The 15,492-nt window shown below is 72.7% G+C and carries 17 protein-coding genes; 10 read left to right on the forward strand and 7 right to left on the reverse strand.

Annotation, left to right across the window (positions count from 1 at the left end; all coding sequences use genetic code 11):
• Positions 1-15 precede the first annotated feature (15 nt).
• Positions 16-588, reverse strand: a complete 573-nt coding sequence (locus OG429_RS06210; protein WP_328924278.1) for a DoxX family protein — start codon at positions 586-588, stop codon at positions 16-18.
• Positions 589-712: 124 nt separating this feature from the next.
• On the opposite strand from OG429_RS06210, the gene OG429_RS06215 reads away from it, so the two are divergent.
• A complete protein-coding gene (locus OG429_RS06215) occupies positions 713-1,177 on the forward strand; it encodes a MarR family winged helix-turn-helix transcriptional regulator (protein WP_328924279.1) in 465 nt (154 codons plus the stop codon).
• A gap of 59 nt (positions 1,178-1,236) precedes the next feature.
• Positions 1,237-1,533 carry a YkvA family protein gene (locus OG429_RS06220; RefSeq protein ID WP_328924280.1) on the forward strand — a complete coding sequence of 99 codons (297 nt, stop codon included), beginning with the start codon at positions 1,237-1,239 and terminating at the stop codon, positions 1,531-1,533.
• A gap of 24 nt (positions 1,534-1,557) precedes the next feature.
• Here OG429_RS06220 and OG429_RS06225 read toward each other — a convergent pair whose 3' ends face one another.
• The 3 genes from OG429_RS06225 to OG429_RS06235 all read right to left on the reverse strand — a co-directional run bounded on the left by OG429_RS06225 (position 1,558) and on the right by OG429_RS06235 (position 3,390).
• On the reverse strand, positions 1,558-2,193 hold the full coding sequence (locus tag OG429_RS06225) for an alpha-ketoglutarate-dependent dioxygenase AlkB (RefSeq protein WP_328924281.1): 636 nt from the start codon (positions 2,191-2,193) through the stop codon (positions 1,558-1,560).
• A 70-nt stretch (positions 2,194-2,263) separates the two neighbouring features.
• On the reverse strand, positions 2,264-2,761 hold the full coding sequence (locus OG429_RS06230) for a hemerythrin domain-containing protein (protein ID WP_328924282.1): 498 nt from the start codon (positions 2,759-2,761) through the stop codon (positions 2,264-2,266).
• Positions 2,762-2,871: 110 nt separating this feature from the next.
• Positions 2,872-3,390: a flavin reductase family protein gene (locus tag OG429_RS06235; protein WP_328924283.1), complete on the reverse strand. Its 519-nt coding sequence runs from the start codon at positions 3,388-3,390 to the stop codon at positions 2,872-2,874.
• 183 nt (positions 3,391-3,573) lie between these two features.
• On the opposite strand from OG429_RS06235, the gene ctaD reads away from it, so the two are divergent.
• Together ctaD and ctaF are read left to right on the forward strand one after the other, a co-directional pair.
• The gene (gene ctaD / locus OG429_RS06240) at positions 3,574-5,271 is read left to right on the forward strand and encodes an aa3-type cytochrome oxidase subunit I (RefSeq protein ID WP_328924284.1); all 1,698 of its coding nucleotides are present in this window, start codon (positions 3,574-3,576) and stop codon (positions 5,269-5,271) included.
• Between the two features lie 28 nt (positions 5,272-5,299).
• A complete protein-coding gene (gene ctaF, locus OG429_RS06245; protein WP_328924285.1) occupies positions 5,300-5,689 on the forward strand; it encodes an aa3-type cytochrome oxidase subunit IV in 390 nt (129 codons plus the stop codon).
• Positions 5,690-5,708: 19 nt separating this feature from the next.
• Here the strand turns inward: ctaF and qcrB are convergent, their stop codons facing one another.
• Positions 5,709-7,382: a cytochrome bc1 complex cytochrome b subunit gene (qcrB, locus tag OG429_RS06250; RefSeq protein WP_443051226.1), complete on the reverse strand. Its 1,674-nt coding sequence runs from the start codon at positions 7,380-7,382 to the stop codon at positions 5,709-5,711.
• Between the two features lie 184 nt (positions 7,383-7,566).
• Here qcrB and dhaK point away from each other — a divergent pair, with 184 nt between their 5' ends.
• From dhaK to OG429_RS06265, 3 genes are read left to right on the forward strand one after another with little or no spacing between them, the layout of a single operon-like run.
• Positions 7,567-8,571, forward strand: coding sequence for a dihydroxyacetone kinase subunit DhaK (gene dhaK, locus OG429_RS06255; RefSeq protein WP_328924286.1), 1,005 nt, complete (start codon positions 7,567-7,569; stop codon positions 8,569-8,571).
• A 48-nt stretch (positions 8,572-8,619) separates the two neighbouring features.
• Positions 8,620-9,234, forward strand: coding sequence for a dihydroxyacetone kinase subunit DhaL (gene dhaL / locus OG429_RS06260; RefSeq protein ID WP_328924287.1), 615 nt, complete (start codon positions 8,620-8,622; stop codon positions 9,232-9,234).
• A complete protein-coding gene (locus OG429_RS06265) occupies positions 9,231-9,653 on the forward strand; it encodes a PTS-dependent dihydroxyacetone kinase phosphotransferase subunit DhaM (protein ID WP_328924288.1) in 423 nt (140 codons plus the stop codon). The genes dhaL and OG429_RS06265 overlap by 4 nt, the downstream gene beginning before the upstream one ends.
• 93 nt (positions 9,654-9,746) lie before the next feature.
• Here OG429_RS06265 and OG429_RS06270 read toward each other — a convergent pair whose 3' ends face one another.
• Positions 9,747-10,145: an RNA-binding S4 domain-containing protein gene (locus OG429_RS06270; RefSeq protein WP_328924289.1), complete on the reverse strand. Its 399-nt coding sequence runs from the start codon at positions 10,143-10,145 to the stop codon at positions 9,747-9,749.
• 231 nt (positions 10,146-10,376) lie between these two features.
• Between OG429_RS06270 and modA the strand changes: the two genes are divergently transcribed.
• Together modA and OG429_RS06280 are read left to right on the forward strand one after the other, a co-directional pair.
• Positions 10,377-11,204 (forward strand): molybdate ABC transporter substrate-binding protein, encoded by an 828-nt coding sequence (gene modA, locus OG429_RS06275; RefSeq protein WP_328924290.1) that lies wholly within the window; start codon positions 10,377-10,379, stop codon positions 11,202-11,204.
• A 115-nt stretch (positions 11,205-11,319) separates the two neighbouring features.
• The gene (locus tag OG429_RS06280) at positions 11,320-13,269 is read left to right on the forward strand and encodes an ABC transporter permease (RefSeq protein ID WP_328924291.1); all 1,950 of its coding nucleotides are present in this window, start codon (positions 11,320-11,322) and stop codon (positions 13,267-13,269) included.
• A 15-nt stretch (positions 13,270-13,284) separates the two neighbouring features.
• On the opposite strand, the gene OG429_RS06285 is transcribed toward OG429_RS06280, so the two are convergent.
• The gene (locus OG429_RS06285) at positions 13,285-14,637 is read right to left on the reverse strand and encodes an acyltransferase family protein (RefSeq protein ID WP_328924292.1); all 1,353 of its coding nucleotides are present in this window, start codon (positions 14,635-14,637) and stop codon (positions 13,285-13,287) included.
• A 101-nt stretch (positions 14,638-14,738) separates the two neighbouring features.
• Between OG429_RS06285 and OG429_RS06290 the strand changes: the two genes are divergently transcribed.
• On the forward strand, positions 14,739-15,443 hold the full coding sequence (locus OG429_RS06290) for an alpha/beta fold hydrolase (protein WP_328924293.1): 705 nt from the start codon (positions 14,739-14,741) through the stop codon (positions 15,441-15,443).
• Positions 15,444-15,492: the final 49 nt, after the last annotated feature.

Below are 15,492 nucleotides of genomic sequence, written 5' to 3' on the forward strand. Positions count from 1 at the left end.
CCCGCGCCCGCGTAGCTAGTTCCGTACGAGGAGCAGCGCGCCGGCGAGGACCACGCCGAGGGCGACGGCGAGGGCGCCGTGGGCCAGACGGTGGCTGCGCAGCACGGGCAGGAAGCGGTCGACGGCGTACCGGCCGGGGCCTGTGAGGGCCAGGGCCGCGGCGCCCGCCGCCAGCAGCAGTTCGTACTCGATGCCCTCGGGGGCGAAGAAGGATCCGGCGCCGTGGACGGCGATCGCGTTGATGAGGGTGCCGACGACGGCCGCGCCGGCGAGCGGGGTGAGCAGTCCGACGGCGAGGCCGAGGCCTCCCAGGGTCTCGGTCAGCCCGGCCAGGACGGCCATGGCGTCGCCCGCCGGGTAGCCGCTGGCGGTGAAGAACTGGCCGGTGCCGCTGATGCCGCCGCCTCCGAACCAGCCGAAGAGCTTCTGGGAGCCGTGGGCGGCCATGGTCAACCCGAGGACGAGGCGCAGGAGCAGCAGGCCGGCGTCGTGGGCCGGGGTCGAGAGCGAGGGGGAGGAGGTGGTGGCGGGCTGCGCGGCCGGTGTGGCGGCCTGCGGCTTCGTCGGGGCGACGGAGGGGCTGGTCATCGGGGGTTCCTTCCGGTCGTGCGGCCCGAGGGGGACGGGGCTGGGCAGGGTTGTTCAAATTCGAACCGCAGGTCTCCGACCCTAACCATTGATTCAAATTGGAACAACCCGGTAGCCTGGGGCCATGGCTGAGACGAGATGGCTGGACGACCGCGAGATGCGGGCCTGGAGCGGATTCCTGGCCGCCTCGGCCCTGGTGAACCGCCGCCTCGACCAGCAGCTGAAGGACGACTCCGGGCTCTCGCACCCCCAGTACGAGATCCTCGTACGGCTCGCCGCGGCCCCCGGACGCGAGCTGCGGATGACGGAGCTGGCCAACGGCCTGATCAACTCGAAGAGCGGCCTGACCTACCAGATCACCCAGATGGAGAAAGCCGGGCTGGTCCGCCGCCGCAGCTGCCCCTCCGACGTGCGCGGCGTCTTCGCCGTCCTCACCGAGGCCGGGAGCGCCCGGCTGGACGAGGCGGCACCCGGGCACGTGGCCACCGTCCGGGAGATCCTCGTCGACGTCCTGACCCCCGAGCAGCTCGACGCGCTCGCCGACGGGCTGGGCGAGGTCGGACGGCGCCTGCGTGAGCACGGCGCCTGAGGAAGCGGCGGACGGGCCCGGCGGGGTACGGAGACCCGCAGGGCGGGTATAGGGGCGAAATGGACGGAAAGTTCTGGCTCACGCTCGCCACGGTGGTCACCGCCGTGCTCGCGGTGGCCGCAGCGGTGCTGCTCGTACGGGTCTTCCGGGCGCGGCGGCTGCTCACCGACGCCGGGATCCCGCTGCGCGACAAGGCCCTGTTCTGGGCCGCAGTGATCTACACCGTCTCACCGGCGGACCTGATTCCGGACCCGGTCTACCTCGACGACATCGGGCTCCTGCTGCTGGCCCTGCGCTCGCTGCACGCGGCAGCGGCGGCGACCCGGCCGGCGACGGCCCGCCCCGCGAAGCCCTGACCCGCCGCACGGCCAAGGCCCGGGTCACAGGACCCCGCGGGTGCGGAACTGGACGCTGATGCGCGGCCCGACGGCCCGCGCCGACTTGGGCACCGCGTGCTCCATGGTCCGCTGACACGAGCCGCCCATGACGACGAGGTCCCCGTGGCCGAGGGCGAGGCGCAGCAGGGTGGCTCCGCCGTCGCGGGGGCGGAAGGCGAGGTCGCGGGGGTCGCCGACGGAGACGATCGCGACCATGGTGTCCTCGGTGGACGAGCGGCCGGTCCGGTCGCCGTGCCAGGCCACGCTGTCGCGGCCGTCGCGGTAGAGGCACAGCCCCGCGGTGGCGAAGGGCTCCCCGAGTTCCGCGGCGTAGTGCCCGGACAGTGCCTCGCGGGCCTCGGTGAGGGCGGCGTGCGGAAGATCCTCGCCCTCACCGTAGAAGGCGAGCAGGCGGGGCACCTCGACCTCACGCTCGTACATCTGCCGCCGCTCGGCGCGCCAGGGCACATCGGCGGCCAGCCGCTCGAAGAGCGCGTCGGAACCGGTCAGCCAGCCGGGGAGATGGTCGACCCAGGCCCCGGCACCGAGGGGGGTGCGCCGCACGCCCGCGAGCGGCCCGAGACGGATCTCGTCCCCCTGGTCGAAGAGGGAACCCTGTAGGCCCTGGGCAGCGTGCATGGCACCAGCCTAACCCCATCCATCGAACATACGCACGAATACCCGCGTGCGACGGGGCGGCAGGGCGCCGTCATCCCCGTACGAGGCCGCGCACGTTCTCGACGCTCCCGCAGTCCGCCGCCAGCTGCCGCTCCCGCTCCCGCAGGAACGCGGCTCCCAGTTCGGCCCTGCGCTCGCCGGGAACGTTCTCCCGGGCCCCGTTGAGGATCGTCCGCTCCTCCTCGTCGACGTGGTGGGAGACCGCCTTGACCAGGTCCTCCAGCCGCGCGTCCCATTCGCCGGAGCCCACCTCGTCCACTTCGAGCAGCGCCAGCAGCGCCTCGTTGCCCTCGGCGTGCTCCTCGACCCCGTGTTCCACCTCCTTGTCGTCGACGTTCCTGAAACGCTTCAGCGCGCCGTACACCTCGGCTTCCTCCGCCTCGCCGTGGGCGATGAGCAGCGCGGAGAACTTCGCGAGCGCGCCGGCCCGGTCCGCCTCCACGCTCCGCATCCGGCGGAACAGCTCCTCCATGGTGCGGTGGTCCTTGAGGATCACGGCGACGACGTCCTGGTCCTGGTCCCCGGCCATGCCACATCCCTTCCTTTCCTTGCTGAAATTCCGGTCGCCCTGCGCGTGCTCGCTGGGCGAGGATCCACACCCCGCCCCCGGCCTCCGCCCCGCGGCGATCTCAGCGCGGTTCAGGCCGGGTGGCCCGCCTCCAGGTCGCCCACGTCCTCGTACCGGAGCAGCGCGGGCACAGTGCCCTCTACCGGTGGGCACCGCTCGGCGAGCGACAGGAGGAAGCCGACGTGATCGCCGCCCATGGTGCCTCCGCCGCCCCCGACACCTCCCTCGAAGCGCCCCTCGACGCGGCCGGTGAACCAGGTGCGCACGTCCGTCAGGACCGGACTGCCCTCCAGGCCCGGCCGCCAGCCGACCCGCGCGAACTTGTCCACTCTGTCGCCGCACTCGCCGCCGAAGAGCTCCGCCAGCGCCCGCTGGTCGCGGCGGAGCAGGTGCACGGTGAGGTACGGGGCCTCGCGCGCGACGCGGTAGGTGTGGTTGGCGGTGGACAGCCAGACGACGAATCGCGGCGGATGGATCGAGCACTGCGAGGCGAACCCCACCAGGCAGCCCGCCCGCTCACCGCCCGCCGCGGCCGTGACCGCGAACATCGGGCCGTCGCTCGCCTCGGCGAAGGGATCCTGCTCGGTCACGGCTCCTCCTCGTGGGGTCCGGATGCTTCCAGCCCCCTTCGGGCGGCTACCCCGCCCATCGGCGCGGAACCGCGCGGCAGCCGGGGTACCCGGGGCGGGATGTCGGCGCGCCGTCCGGTGCCCCGGCTCCCCAGGCTGTAGGGCAAGGGGTGCAGGCGCGGCGGCGAGGCTTCGGGAGGACGGATGACGTCGGTGGACCGGTCACCGGTACAGGCGCCGCCCGACGACCGGACCGCGCCCAGGACCGAACGGCGGGCCGGCCAGGGATCCGCCGTACTGGGGTGGCTGTCGACCACCGACCACAAGGTGATCGGCAACCTCTACCTGGTGACGGCCTTCGCCTTCTTCCTCTTCGCCGGGGTGCTGGCCCTGGTGATGCGGGCCGAACTCGCCCGCCCCGGGCTCCAGATCATCTCGAACCAGCAGTACAACGAGGCGTTCACCATCCACGCCACGATCATGATGCTGCTGTTCGCGACGCCGACCTTCACCGGCTTCGCCAACGCGGTCATGCCCTTGCAGATCGGCGCGCCCGATGTCGCCTTCCCCCGGCTGAACGCGTTCACCTACTGGGTGTACCTGTTCGGGGGCCTCATGGTGGTGTCAGGACTGCTGACCGCCGACGGGGCGGCGGCGTTCGGATGGTTCGCCTACGCGCCCCTCAACAGCGCCGCGTACTCCCCGGGAACCGGCCCGGACCTGTGGGCCATGGGGCTGGCGGTGTCGGGACTCAGCACGATCCTGGGGTCGGTGAACTTCATCACCACCATCGTCTGTCTGCGCGCCCCGGGCATGACCTTGTTCCGCATGCCGATCTTCACCTGGAACGTGCTCTTCACCTCCATCCTGGCGCTGCTGGCCTTTCCCGTCCTCACGGCCACACTGCTGGTCCTGGAGGCGGACAGGAAGTTCGGCGCGCACGTCTTCGACGCGGCCAACGGCGGCGCCCTGCTGTGGCAGCACCTGTTCTGGTTCTTCGGGCATCCGGAGGTCTACATCGTGGCGCTGCCGTTCTTCGGGGTGGTGAGCGAGATCCTGCCCGTCTTCAGCCGGAAGCCGATGTTCGGGTACGCGGCCCTGATCGGTGCCACGATCGCCATCACGGGCCTGTCGGCGACCGTGTGGGCGCACCACATGTTCGCTACGGGGGCCGTGCTCCTGCCCTTCTTCTCGCTGATGTCCTTCCTGATCGCCGTCCCCACGGGCGTGAAGTTCTTCAACTGGATCGGGACGATGTGGCAGGGCTCGCTCTCCTTCGAGACACCGATGCTGTGGTCCATCGGCTTCCTCGTCACCTTCCTGCTGGGCGGTCTGACCGGCGTGCTGGTCGCATCGCCGCCGCTGGACTTCCATCTGACGGACAGCTACTTCGTCGTCGCCCATCTCCACTACGTGCTCTTCGGCACGATCGTGTTCGCCACCTTCGGAGGCTTCTACTTCTGGTGGCCGAAGCTGACGGGACGGATGCTGGACGAGCGGCTCGGCAAGGTCCACTTCTGGACCCTGTTCGTCGGCTTCCAGACCACGTTCCTGGTCCAGCACTGGCTGGGCGAGGCCGGGATGCCGCGCCGGTACGCCGACTACCTCGCGAGCGACGGCTTCACCCTCCTCAATACGGTCTCCACCATCGGCTCCTTCCTCCTCGGCCTCTCGACGCTGCCCTTCCTCTACAACGTCTTCAGGACGCAGCGCCACGGCGAGCGGGTCACCGTCGACGACCCGTGGGGCTGGGGCCGTTCCCTGGAATGGGCGACGAGCTGCCCGCCACCGCGGCACAACTTCCACGCCCTGCCCCGGATCCGCTCGGAATCCCCGGCCTTCGACCTGCACCACCCGGAGGTGCCCGGTGACAGAGTGCCCAGCGAAAGGGGTACGCGGTGAAAGAGGTACCCGGTGAAGGAGGTACCCGGTGAAAGGTGAGGCCTGGCTCTTCACCGGCACGGCCCTGTTCTTCGGGGCGACCACCCTCGTCTACGGATGGTTCTCGCACGAGCCGGCGGGCACGGTGGCGCTGTGCGTCTCGTTCGTCATGTCTGGCCTCGTCTCCGCCTTCCTCTGGCGCCAGTACCGGCGCGCGGGAGAGCGTCCGGAGGACCGCGGGGAGGCCGAGGTCCGGGAGGCCGGCGGCCGCCGCGTCTTCTTCCCCGCCCGCAGCCACTTTCCCGTACTGGCGGCGGCGGGCAGCGCGTTGATCGGCCTCGGGGTGGTCCAGGGCCTGTGGCTGTGCCTCATCGGGTTCGGCGTGCTGCTGCCCGGGGTCCTGGGGTTCGCCTTCCAGAGCCTCGGCCACGAGGAGTAGCCCGAGCGGCCCGGACGGCTCACCCGTCCTCGGCGGACTCCCGCACGTCCGGTCCGGCGGTGGTCGCCGCGATCTTCCGGCGCTGTTCGGGGGTGGCGGGGTAGGGAACCCGGTCCTGGTAGTACCAGGCGCTGATCGCCGACCGCGCGCCGGCCAGCCGGCGTCGCAGGGCGCCGCCGGCGGCCGCTCCGGCGGGGTCGGCGGGGTCGGCGGGCCGCAGCGGCTCGGGCCGCTCCCTGGCGAGGACGGCGTACCGCTCGGTCGCCGTGAGGGCCCGGTGCAGCGGCTCGAAGCCGCCCTCGACGCTCTGGCTCACCAGACCGGACGCCTCCCCCTCGGTCAGCAGCCGGCGCTCGCGCGACTGGAGAGCCAGGCACAGCCGTCTGGTGAGCCAGAAGGCGGCCGCCGGCACGGCGAAGAAGGCGACGCGCAGCGTCCAGGTCAGCGCGTGCACGGGCACGTCGAAGACGAAGGCGAGGATGTCCTGGGCGCCGGCGAGGAGCAGCACGGCGTAGCAGGAGAGGGCGGCCACGCCCAGGCCGGTGCGGGCGGGACGGTCACGCGGGCGGTCGCACAGGTGCCGTTCCCCCGTCGCGCCGGTGATCCAGCGCTCGAAGAAGGGGTAGGCGTAGAGGAGCGCGAAGAGCAGGCCCGGCAGGAGGACGGCGGTCACCAGGGGATTCCACATGATCGTGTGCCCCCACAGGCGGGTTTCCACCCCTGGCATCAGCCGCAGCGCCCCTTCGAGGAATCCGACGTACCAGTCGGGCTGGGCGCCGGTGGAGACCACGTCGGCGCGGTAGGGGCCGTAGGTCCAGATGGGGTTGATCTGCGCGACGGCCCCCAGGGCCGCGAGCAGGCCGAAGACGGTGAAGAACAGCCCGGCGGACTTGGCCATGTACTGCGGGAGGAAGGGCAGGCCGACGACGTTGCGGCCGCTCCTGCCGGGCCCCGGCCAGTGGGTGTGCTTCAGGACCACGACGAGGAGGATGTGCACCGTGATCAGCCCCAGCAGCAGGCCGGGGACCAGCAGGATGTGCACGGGGTAGAGCCGGGGCACGATGTCGTCGCCGGGATACTGCCCGCCGAAGGCGAAGAAGCTCAGGTAGGTGCCGACGACCGGGACCGACAGGGTGATCCCCTGGGCGATCCTCAGCCCGGTGCCCGACAGCAGGTCGTCGGGGAGCGAGTACCCGGCGAAGCCCTCCAGCAGCGCCAGCATGAACAGCGTCACCCCCAGCAGCCAGTTGACCTCGCGCGGCCGGCGGAAGGCGCCGGTGAGGAACACCCGCAGCATGTGCGCGCCGATGGAGGCGACGAAGACCAGGGCCGCCCAGTGGTGGACCTGCCGGATCAGCAGCCCGCCGCGTACGTCGAAACTGATCCGCAGGGTGGACAGGTAGGCCTGGGACATCAGTACGCCCTGGAGCGGGCGGTACGAGCCCGTGTACGGCGTCTCCCGCATCGAGGGGTCGAAGAAGAAGGTCAGGTACACGCCGGTCAGCAGGAGCACGACGAAGCTGTACAGGGCCAGCTCGCCCAGCAGGAACGACCAGTGGTCGGGGAACACCTTGCGCATGCCCGTCCGGAGGACTTCGGAGAGCGGCAGCCGCGCGTCGAGGGCTTCGGACCCCCTCGCCACCGCCCGCCCGGCCCCGCTCCCCGGCCGCACGTTCCGCTTCGAACCAGGCACCGGCACGCACCTCCTGTGCGGACCCTCGCCCTCGGGCCGGGCAAGTCATCCGAAGTATGCACAAAACTACCGAGCGTCATGATTCGCTATCAATTCAGACACGGAGTCGTCGGCTTCGGAAAATGGGGGCAGGAAGTCCTCACCCGGCCGCCGGCCATCGGTCGAGCCCTCTGAGGAGATGTCCGTGAAGATGCTGATCAACAGCCCGGAGACCGTGGTCGCCGACGCCCTGCGCGGGATGGCGGCGGCCCATCCCGAGCTCGACGTCGACGTGGAGCGGCGGGTCGTCGTACGTCGGAACGCGCGCGCCGGCGGGCGGGTCGGAGTGGTCTCCGGGGGCGGCTCCGGGCACGAGCCGCTGCACGCGGGCTTCGTGGGGTACGGGATGCTGTCGGCCGCCTGCCCCGGGGAGGTGTTCACCTCGCCCGTGCCCGACCAGATGCTGCGGGCGGCCGAGGCGGTGGACTCCGGGCAGGGGGTGCTGTTCGTCGTCAAGAACTACACCGGGGACGTACTGAACTTCGAGATGGCCGCCGAGCTCGCAGAGGAGGACGGCCTGCGGGTCGAGCGGGTCCTGGTCAACGACGACGTCGCGGTCACGGACAGCCTGTACACGGCCGGCCGGCGCGGCACCGGGGCCACGCTCTTCGTCGAGAAGATCGCCGGGGCGGCGGCCGAGGAGGGGGCGCCGCTGGAGCGGGTCGCGGCGCTCGCCCGCCGGGTCAACGAGTCCTCGCGGAGCTTCGGCGTGGCGCTCAGCGCCTGCACCACTCCCGCCAAGGGCAGCCCGACCTTCGATCTGCCGGACGGGGAGCTGGAGCTGGGGGTCGGGATCCACGGCGAACCGGGCCGGGAGCGGCGCGCGATGATGCCGGCGCGGGAGATCGCGGAGATCACGGTGGGCGCCGTACTGGAGGAGCTGGGCCAAGCCGGCCCGGCGGACGGCCCGGTACTGGCGCTGGTCAACGGGATGGGGGCGACGCCGCTGCTGGAGCTGTACGGGTTCCACGCCGAGGTGGCGCGCGTGCTGGAGGCCCGCGGTGTGCCGGTGGCGCGGACGCTCGTGGGGAACTACGTGACCTCGCTCGACATGGCGGGGTGCTCGGTGACCCTGTGCCGGGCCGATGAGGAACTGCTGCGGCTGTGGGACGCGCCCGTGCAGACCGCGGCGCTGCGCTGGGGCCGCTGACTAAGGTGGTGTCGGACCGACCAGACGTTCGTGAGGCGAGGAGATCCGGTGCGTGACGCAGACTTCTTCCGGCGCTGGATGGCGGCCGCCGCGGCGGCGGTCGAGCAGGAGGCGGACCGGCTGACCGAGCTCGACTCGCCCATCGGCGACGCCGACCACGGGAGCAACATGCTGCGGGGCTTCATCGCCGTACGGGCGGCCCTGGACGCGGAGGCTCCGGCGACGCCGGGGGCGGTGCTGCAGCTCGCCGGGCGGACCCTGATCTCGACCGTCGGCGGCGCCTCGGGACCGCTGTACGGGACGCTGCTGCGGCGCACCGGCAAGGAGCTCGGGGAGGCCGCCGAGGTCTCCGACGACGAGCTGTGCAAGGCCTTGTACGCGGGCGTGGGCGCGGTGGCCCTGCTCGGCGGGGCGGCGCCCGGCGACAAGACGATGCTGGACGCCCTGGTGCCGGGGGTCGCCGCGCTGAACACCTCGTACCGGGCGGCCGGGGACGCGGCCGACAACGGGGCGCAGGCGACGGTACCGATGCTGGCGCGCAAGGGCCGGGCCAGCTACCTGGGCGAGCGGAGCATCGGGCACCAGGATCCGGGCGCGACCTCGTCGGCGCTGCTGCTGGGTGCGCTGGCGGACGTGGCGGACGCGTCGGGCGGTCAGCGGTGACGGGCGCGGGTTCCGGCCTGGTCGGCATCGTGCTGGTCTCGCACAGCGCGCCGGTCGCCGAGGCGGTTGCCGAGCTGGCGCGGGGCCTCGCGGTGGGCGGCCCCGATGCCCCGATGGCCCCGGTGGCGGCGGCGGGCGGAACGGCCGACGGCGGCCTCGGCACGAGCGCGGAGCGGATCCTCGCAGCCGCGCGGGAGGTGGACCGGGGCGCCGGGGTCGCCCTCCTGGCGGACCTCGGCAGCTCCGTACTGACGGTCAAGGCCCTGCTGGCGGATGACGAACTTCCTCCGGGATCCCGGCTGGTGGACGCCCCCTTCCTGGAGGGAGCGGTGGCGGCGATGGTCGCCGCCTCCGCGGGAGTCCCCCTGCCGGCGGTCGAATCCGCCGCCGCCGAGGCATACGCGTACCGCAAGGCCTGACCCTCGGGGCCGTGGCCGTGGCCGTGGCCGTGGCCGCCGGGCAGCCCGGAGCGCCGGGTCCGGTCCGCGCCCGGACCCGGGCACCACCGGAGGCTACTGGCGGCCGCGCAGGGTCTCGATCTCCCGGCGCTCGCGCTTCGTGGGGCGGCCGGCACCGCGGTCGCGGATGCCCACCACCGCGGCCTCGACGGGGGTCGGCGGCGGCGGACTCTTGTCGATCAGGCACTCGGCGGCGACCGGAGCGCCCACCCGCTTGGACACGGGCCGGCGGACCACGACGATCCGCTCGCGGCCGGCGTGGAAGAGCCGTACCTCGTCACCCGCGCGTACGGGCTGCGCGGGCTTGGCGCGCTCCCCGTTGACCCTCACGTGCCCCGCCCGGCAGGCGGTCGCCGCGGTCGAGCGGGTCTTCGTCAGGCGTACGGACCAGATCCACGCGTCCACGCGCACGGATCCCGTTTCCGTCCCTGTTCCCGATGCCTCATCAGCCATGCCCCGACTCTAGCGAGGCGGGCGCGTGACCGTGGAACGACTTTCGGCAGATGCCACAACGTGCATAGCACCTGCCAGGTAGCTAATCCCAAGAGAATTGCAAATGCGCCAGCGATGCCCCTACCTTGTCGCACACGCAGTCCCGAACCCGCAGATTCACCGCACCTGCGCCGGGACCGCCCCGGTCCCGGCACCGCGCCGGCCGCCGACCCGACCGAGGAGCATCAGCCCATGTCCCCGACGCCGCACCTGACCCGCCGCCGTGCCGCTGCCGCCGCGCTGACCGCCGCTCTGCTCTTCCCGCTGGCCGCCTGCGGCGACGACGGCGGCGACAAGAAGCCCGCCGCCGACGCCTCCGCCGGAGCCTCTGCACCGGGCTCCGGCGCGCCCGGGGCGGCGAACCTCACCGTCCTCGCCGCCTCCTCCCTCACGGACGTCTTCAAGGCCGCGGGTGCCGCCTACGAGAAGGCCCACCCCGGTACGAAGGTCACGTTCTCCTTCGCCGGTTCGCAGGAGCTCGCGGCGCAGGTCAAGCAGGGCGCGCCCGCCGACGCCCTGGTCACCGCCGACACCAAGACCATGGACGGGGTGAAGGCGGAGACGGGCGAGGCCAAGGTCATCGCCAAGAACCGCCTGGTCATCGCGACCGGCAAGGGCAACCCGTTCAAGATCGCCGGTCTCAAGGACCTCGCCGACACCAAGATCAAGGTCGTGCTGGCCGCACCCGAGGTCCCGGTCGGCCGCTACAGCAAGGAGATCCTGGACAAGCAGGGCGTCACGGTGAAGCCCGTCTCCCAGGAGCCCAACGTCCGCGCCGTGCTGAGCAAGGTCGAGCTGGGCGAGGCCGACGCGGGCCTCGTCTACAAGACGGACTCCGCCAAGTCCGGCGACAAGGTCGTCGCCGTGGAGGTCCCGGACGAGCAGAACGCGGTGGCCTCCTACCCGGCCGCCACGCTGAAGCAGTCCAAGAACCCCGAGGCCGCGGCCGCGTTCGTGGCCTGGCTGAGCACCCCGGAGGCCCAGAAGATCCTCCAGGACGCCGGTTTCCAGCAGGCGTAGCAGAGGTAGGTCGGACCTCGGCCCGCCCGCCGCCGCATACCGAGGAGGGGCTGCCCGGCCCGGGGGGGGACGGGCAGCCCCTCCTCGCACCGCACCCCGAGACAGGGATCTCCCCGTGAGCAGACTCCGCACCCGCACCCGGCCCCCCGTGGCCCTGGTACTGCCGGCGCTGCTCGCCGTCGCGTTCCTGCTGCTGCCGCTGATCGGCATCCTCACCCGGACCCGGTGGAGCGAGCTCGGCGCCCACCTCGGCAGCCCAGGCGTGGTCCAGGCCCTGCGCCTCTCGCTCATGGTGTCCTTCTGGGCCCTCGGCCTCTCGCTGCTCCTCGGCGTACCGCTCGCCTGGCTGCTGGCGCGTGTGGAGTTCAGGGGCAAGGCCTTCGTACGCTCGCTCGTCCTGCTCCCCATGGTGCTGCCGCCGACCGTGGGCGGTGTGGCCCTGCTGCTGGGCTTCGGCCGACGCGGTCTGCTCGGGCCCTGGCTGGAGGGCACCTTCGGCGTCACGCTGCCGTTCCACACCTCGGGCGCCGTCGTCGCGGCCACCTTCGTGGCCATGCCGTTCCTCGTCATCAGCCTGGAAGGCGCCCTCGGCGGGCTCAGGCAGAGCTACGAGGAGACGGCCGGCTCCCTCGGCGCCTCGCCGGTCCGCGTGTTCTTCACCGTGACCCTGCCCATGGTGGCCCCCGGCCTGATAGCCGGCGCCGCCCTCACCTGGGCCCGTGCGCTCGGCGAGTTCGGCGCGACCATCACCTTCGCCGGAAACCTGCCCGGCACCACCCAGACCCTTCCGCTCCAGGTGTACCTGCTGCTCCAGGACCAGCCCGAGGCCGCCACGTCCGTCTCCCTGCTGCTCCTCGTGATCGCCATGGCCGTGCTGATCGCCCTGCGCGGCCGCTGGAGGGGCACGCCCGCCCCCGCCGCCCACGGGCCCGGCGAGACGCAGGCCGCCGAGGCGCAGCCGGCGACCGACGGTCGCCCGGTACCCGCGCACTCCGGTGAACCGGGCAAGCCCGCGGCGGACGATGCCGGCCACTGGCCCCTGCACGCCACCGTCACCGGCTTCAACCGGCTCACCCTCGACGCCGGCCCCGGCACCACCATCGCCGTCGTCGGCGAGAACGGCGCCGGCAAGACCACCCTGCTGCGCGCCCTCCTCGGCCTGACCCCGCGGGCCCACGCCGAGCTCCGACTCGGCGACACCGACGTCACGGCGCTACCCCCGCACAAGCGGCAGGTCGCCTGGGTCCCGCAGGACGGCGCACTGTTCCCGCACCTGAGCGCCCTGGCCAACACGGCGTACGGGCTGCGCGCGCGCCGGGTGCCGCGCGCCGAAGCCCGCCGGGAGGCGCAGGCCTGGCTGGACCGGCTCGGCGTCGGGCACCTCGCCCAGCGCAGGCCCGCCCAGCTCTCCGGCGGCCAGGCCCAGCGCGTGGCCCTCGCCCGCGCCCTGGCCACCCGGCCCCGGCTGCTGTTGCTGGACGAACCGCTCGCCGCCCTCGACCAGACGACGCGGGCCCGCGTCCGGCACACGCTGCGCACGCATCTGGCCGGCTTCGGCGGGGTCTGCCTCATCGTCACGCACGATCCCGTCGAGGCGGTCTCACTGGCCGACCGGGTCCTCGTCCTGGCCGACGGGCAGACCCTCCAGGACGCGCCGCCCGCCGAGGTGAGCCGGCATCCGCGCTCCCCGTGGGTGGCGCGGATGCTGGGGCGCAACGCCTGGCCGGGCACGGCGTCCGCCGACGGACTCACCCTGGCGGCGGGGGGCCGGCTGGTCGTCGCCGAGACGCTGCCCGAGGGGTCTCAGGCGCTCGCGATCATCGCCCCGGAGGCGGTGTCCGTGCATCGCGGCCGCCCGGGCGGCAGTCCCCGTAACGTCTGGCCGGGAACCGTACGGGAGATCACCGCGGTCGGCAGCCGGCTGCGCGTCCTGGTCGCCTCGGCCGAGGCACCCGACCTGGTCGCGGAGATCACCCCCGGCGCGGCCGCCGAACTGGGCATCGTCGACGGCGCCGAGGTGTGGACCAGCGTGAAGGCCACCGAGGTCACGCTGGTCCGCCTCTGAAGGACCTCCCTGCGGTCAGCCCGTGGCGGCGGGCGCCGGCTCGAAGCCGGACCCGTCCGACTGCCGCGGCTGCGGCCGGTCCTCCGGCGCGGTGCGCGGCCAGCGGCGGTCCGCCGCCCGCTGCACGCGTCGGCCGAGGCGCTGCATCGGCATCTCGACCAGGCGGTACATGAGGTAGCTGACGGCCAGCACGGCACCGAGGAAGATCGCCGTCCAGGCGATCCGGCCGAGCGTGGACGACGGCTGCGGCGGAACGCCCACCAGCGGTTCGATGGTGCGCAGCAGCGGGATGTGCAGCAGGTAGACCGAGAAGCTGATCGCTCCGAGCCAGGTCAGCGCCTTGGGGAAGCGCCGCCCGCGGAGGAGGAAGCCGATACCGAAGAGCGCCCAGGCGGCGAGGTAGGCGATCGACCAGGCCTTCCAGCCCGACGACCAGGTCCGGTCCAGGGCTTCGCCATGGTTGTACAGCCGGCCGACCAGCGCACCCGCGACGACGACGAAGCCGCAGGAGAGCAGGGCCGGGACCCGGGCGAGCTGACCGTGCTGCGCCCGGTACACCACGGTGCCGGCGAACATGGTCGCGAAGATCATCCAGGTTTCGAAGGCGGGGGCCCGGCTGTTGAGCGTGACCAGCACCAGGCCGACGCCGGCGAGCAGCAGGGCGCCCGTCCCGGTCAGCATGCGGTTGCCGCTGAGCACGCCGGCGAGGCCCACGAGCACGATCGGCGTCACGATCAGCAGGAGCTGACGGGTCGAGCCGAGTTCCGCGCTCACGAGCTGGGTGCCGACAGCCGTCCCGACCGCCAGGGCGACGCCTGCGAGGGCCACCGCGATCGGCCCGCTGTGCCGGTGCAGGCCGCGGGTGAAGAGGGCGGTGACGAAGAAGTAGAAGACCATCTCGTAGCAGAGCGTCCAGGTGACGTTCATGCCGTTGATGACGCCGAGCAGGTCCTGGAGCATCAGGCCGTTCGCGACCAGCGAGGCCAGGTCGTCGCCGGTGCGCAGCAGCGCGACCGAGCCGTCCCCGTCCGGCAGCATCATGATCGAGAGGACGAAGGCGGCGATCAGGGCCGGGTAGATCCGGAAGATCCGGCCGATCCAGAAGCCCCGGACGTCACCCCGCCGCTCCAGCGAGGCCGGGATGATGTAGCCGCTGACGATGAAGAAGAGCATGACGCCGAAGAGGCCCATGTCGAAGTTCCGCCAGACCATGCCCCCGAAGGGCAGCATCCTCAGCACGTCGAAGTGGTGCAGTGCCACGATCAGAGCGGCGATGCCGCGGAGCGCGTCCAGCCAGCCGAGGCGGGCACCGTGTGCGGCGGCTGGTGGGGCAGCCGTCCGCTGGGCAAGTGGGGGTATGAGCTTCACGGCAGGGACCATAGCCCACGCCCCGGCCGGGTCCCCTGCCTCGGCCAACGGGGCCGACGCCGTCCCGCCGCGATGTCGGACCCCTCGGATACGGTGCCGCCATGGTGAACTTCGTGCTGGTGGCAGGCGTTTGGCTCGGATCGTGGGCGTGGGACGAGGTGGCGGCGGAGCTGAGATCGGCCGGGCACGGCGCCCATGCCGTGACGCTGTCGGGCGTCGCCGAGCGGCAGGGCGTACCGGCCGGGCAGCAGACCCACGTCCAGGACGTCGTGGACGAGGTCGAGCGCCTCGGTCTGCGCGATGTCGTCCTGGTCGGGCACAGCTATGCGGGCATACCGGTCGGCCAGGCCGCCGAGCGGATCGGCGACCGGCTGGCCCGGGTCGTCTTCGTCGACTCCGCCGTCGCGGCGGACGGGGAGTCGTTCCTCGACGGCTGGCCGGACGGGCGGGCGATCGTGGAGGGCTCGATCTCCCGGAGCGGCGGCTTCTGGGAGCCGCAGCCCGCGCCCGACTACGCGGGCCAGGACCTCGACGCCGAGCAGGTGACGCGGATCGTGGCCCGTTCGACCCCGCATCCCGGGGCCACGCTGACCGAGCCCGCCGTGCTGGCCCGCCCGCTGGGCGAGCTCCCGGCCACGTACGTCAAGTGCCTGCTCGACGGCCCCGAGCCGAGCCCGGCGGTGGCCGAGCTGCTGACCGGCGAGCGCTGGCGGCTGGTCACGATGGACACCGGGCACTGGCCGATGTTCTCGCGCCCGGGCGAGCTGGCGCGGATCCTGCTGGCCGAGGCGGAGGCCGGGGCGTAGGGCCTGACCGGCCCGGCGGGCGGACGTCGGCCGCTGCGGGGCGGCCCCG

Source organism: Streptomyces sp. NBC_00190 (assembly GCF_036203305.1).
GTDB lineage: Bacteria > Actinomycetota > Actinomycetes > Streptomycetales > Streptomycetaceae > Streptomyces.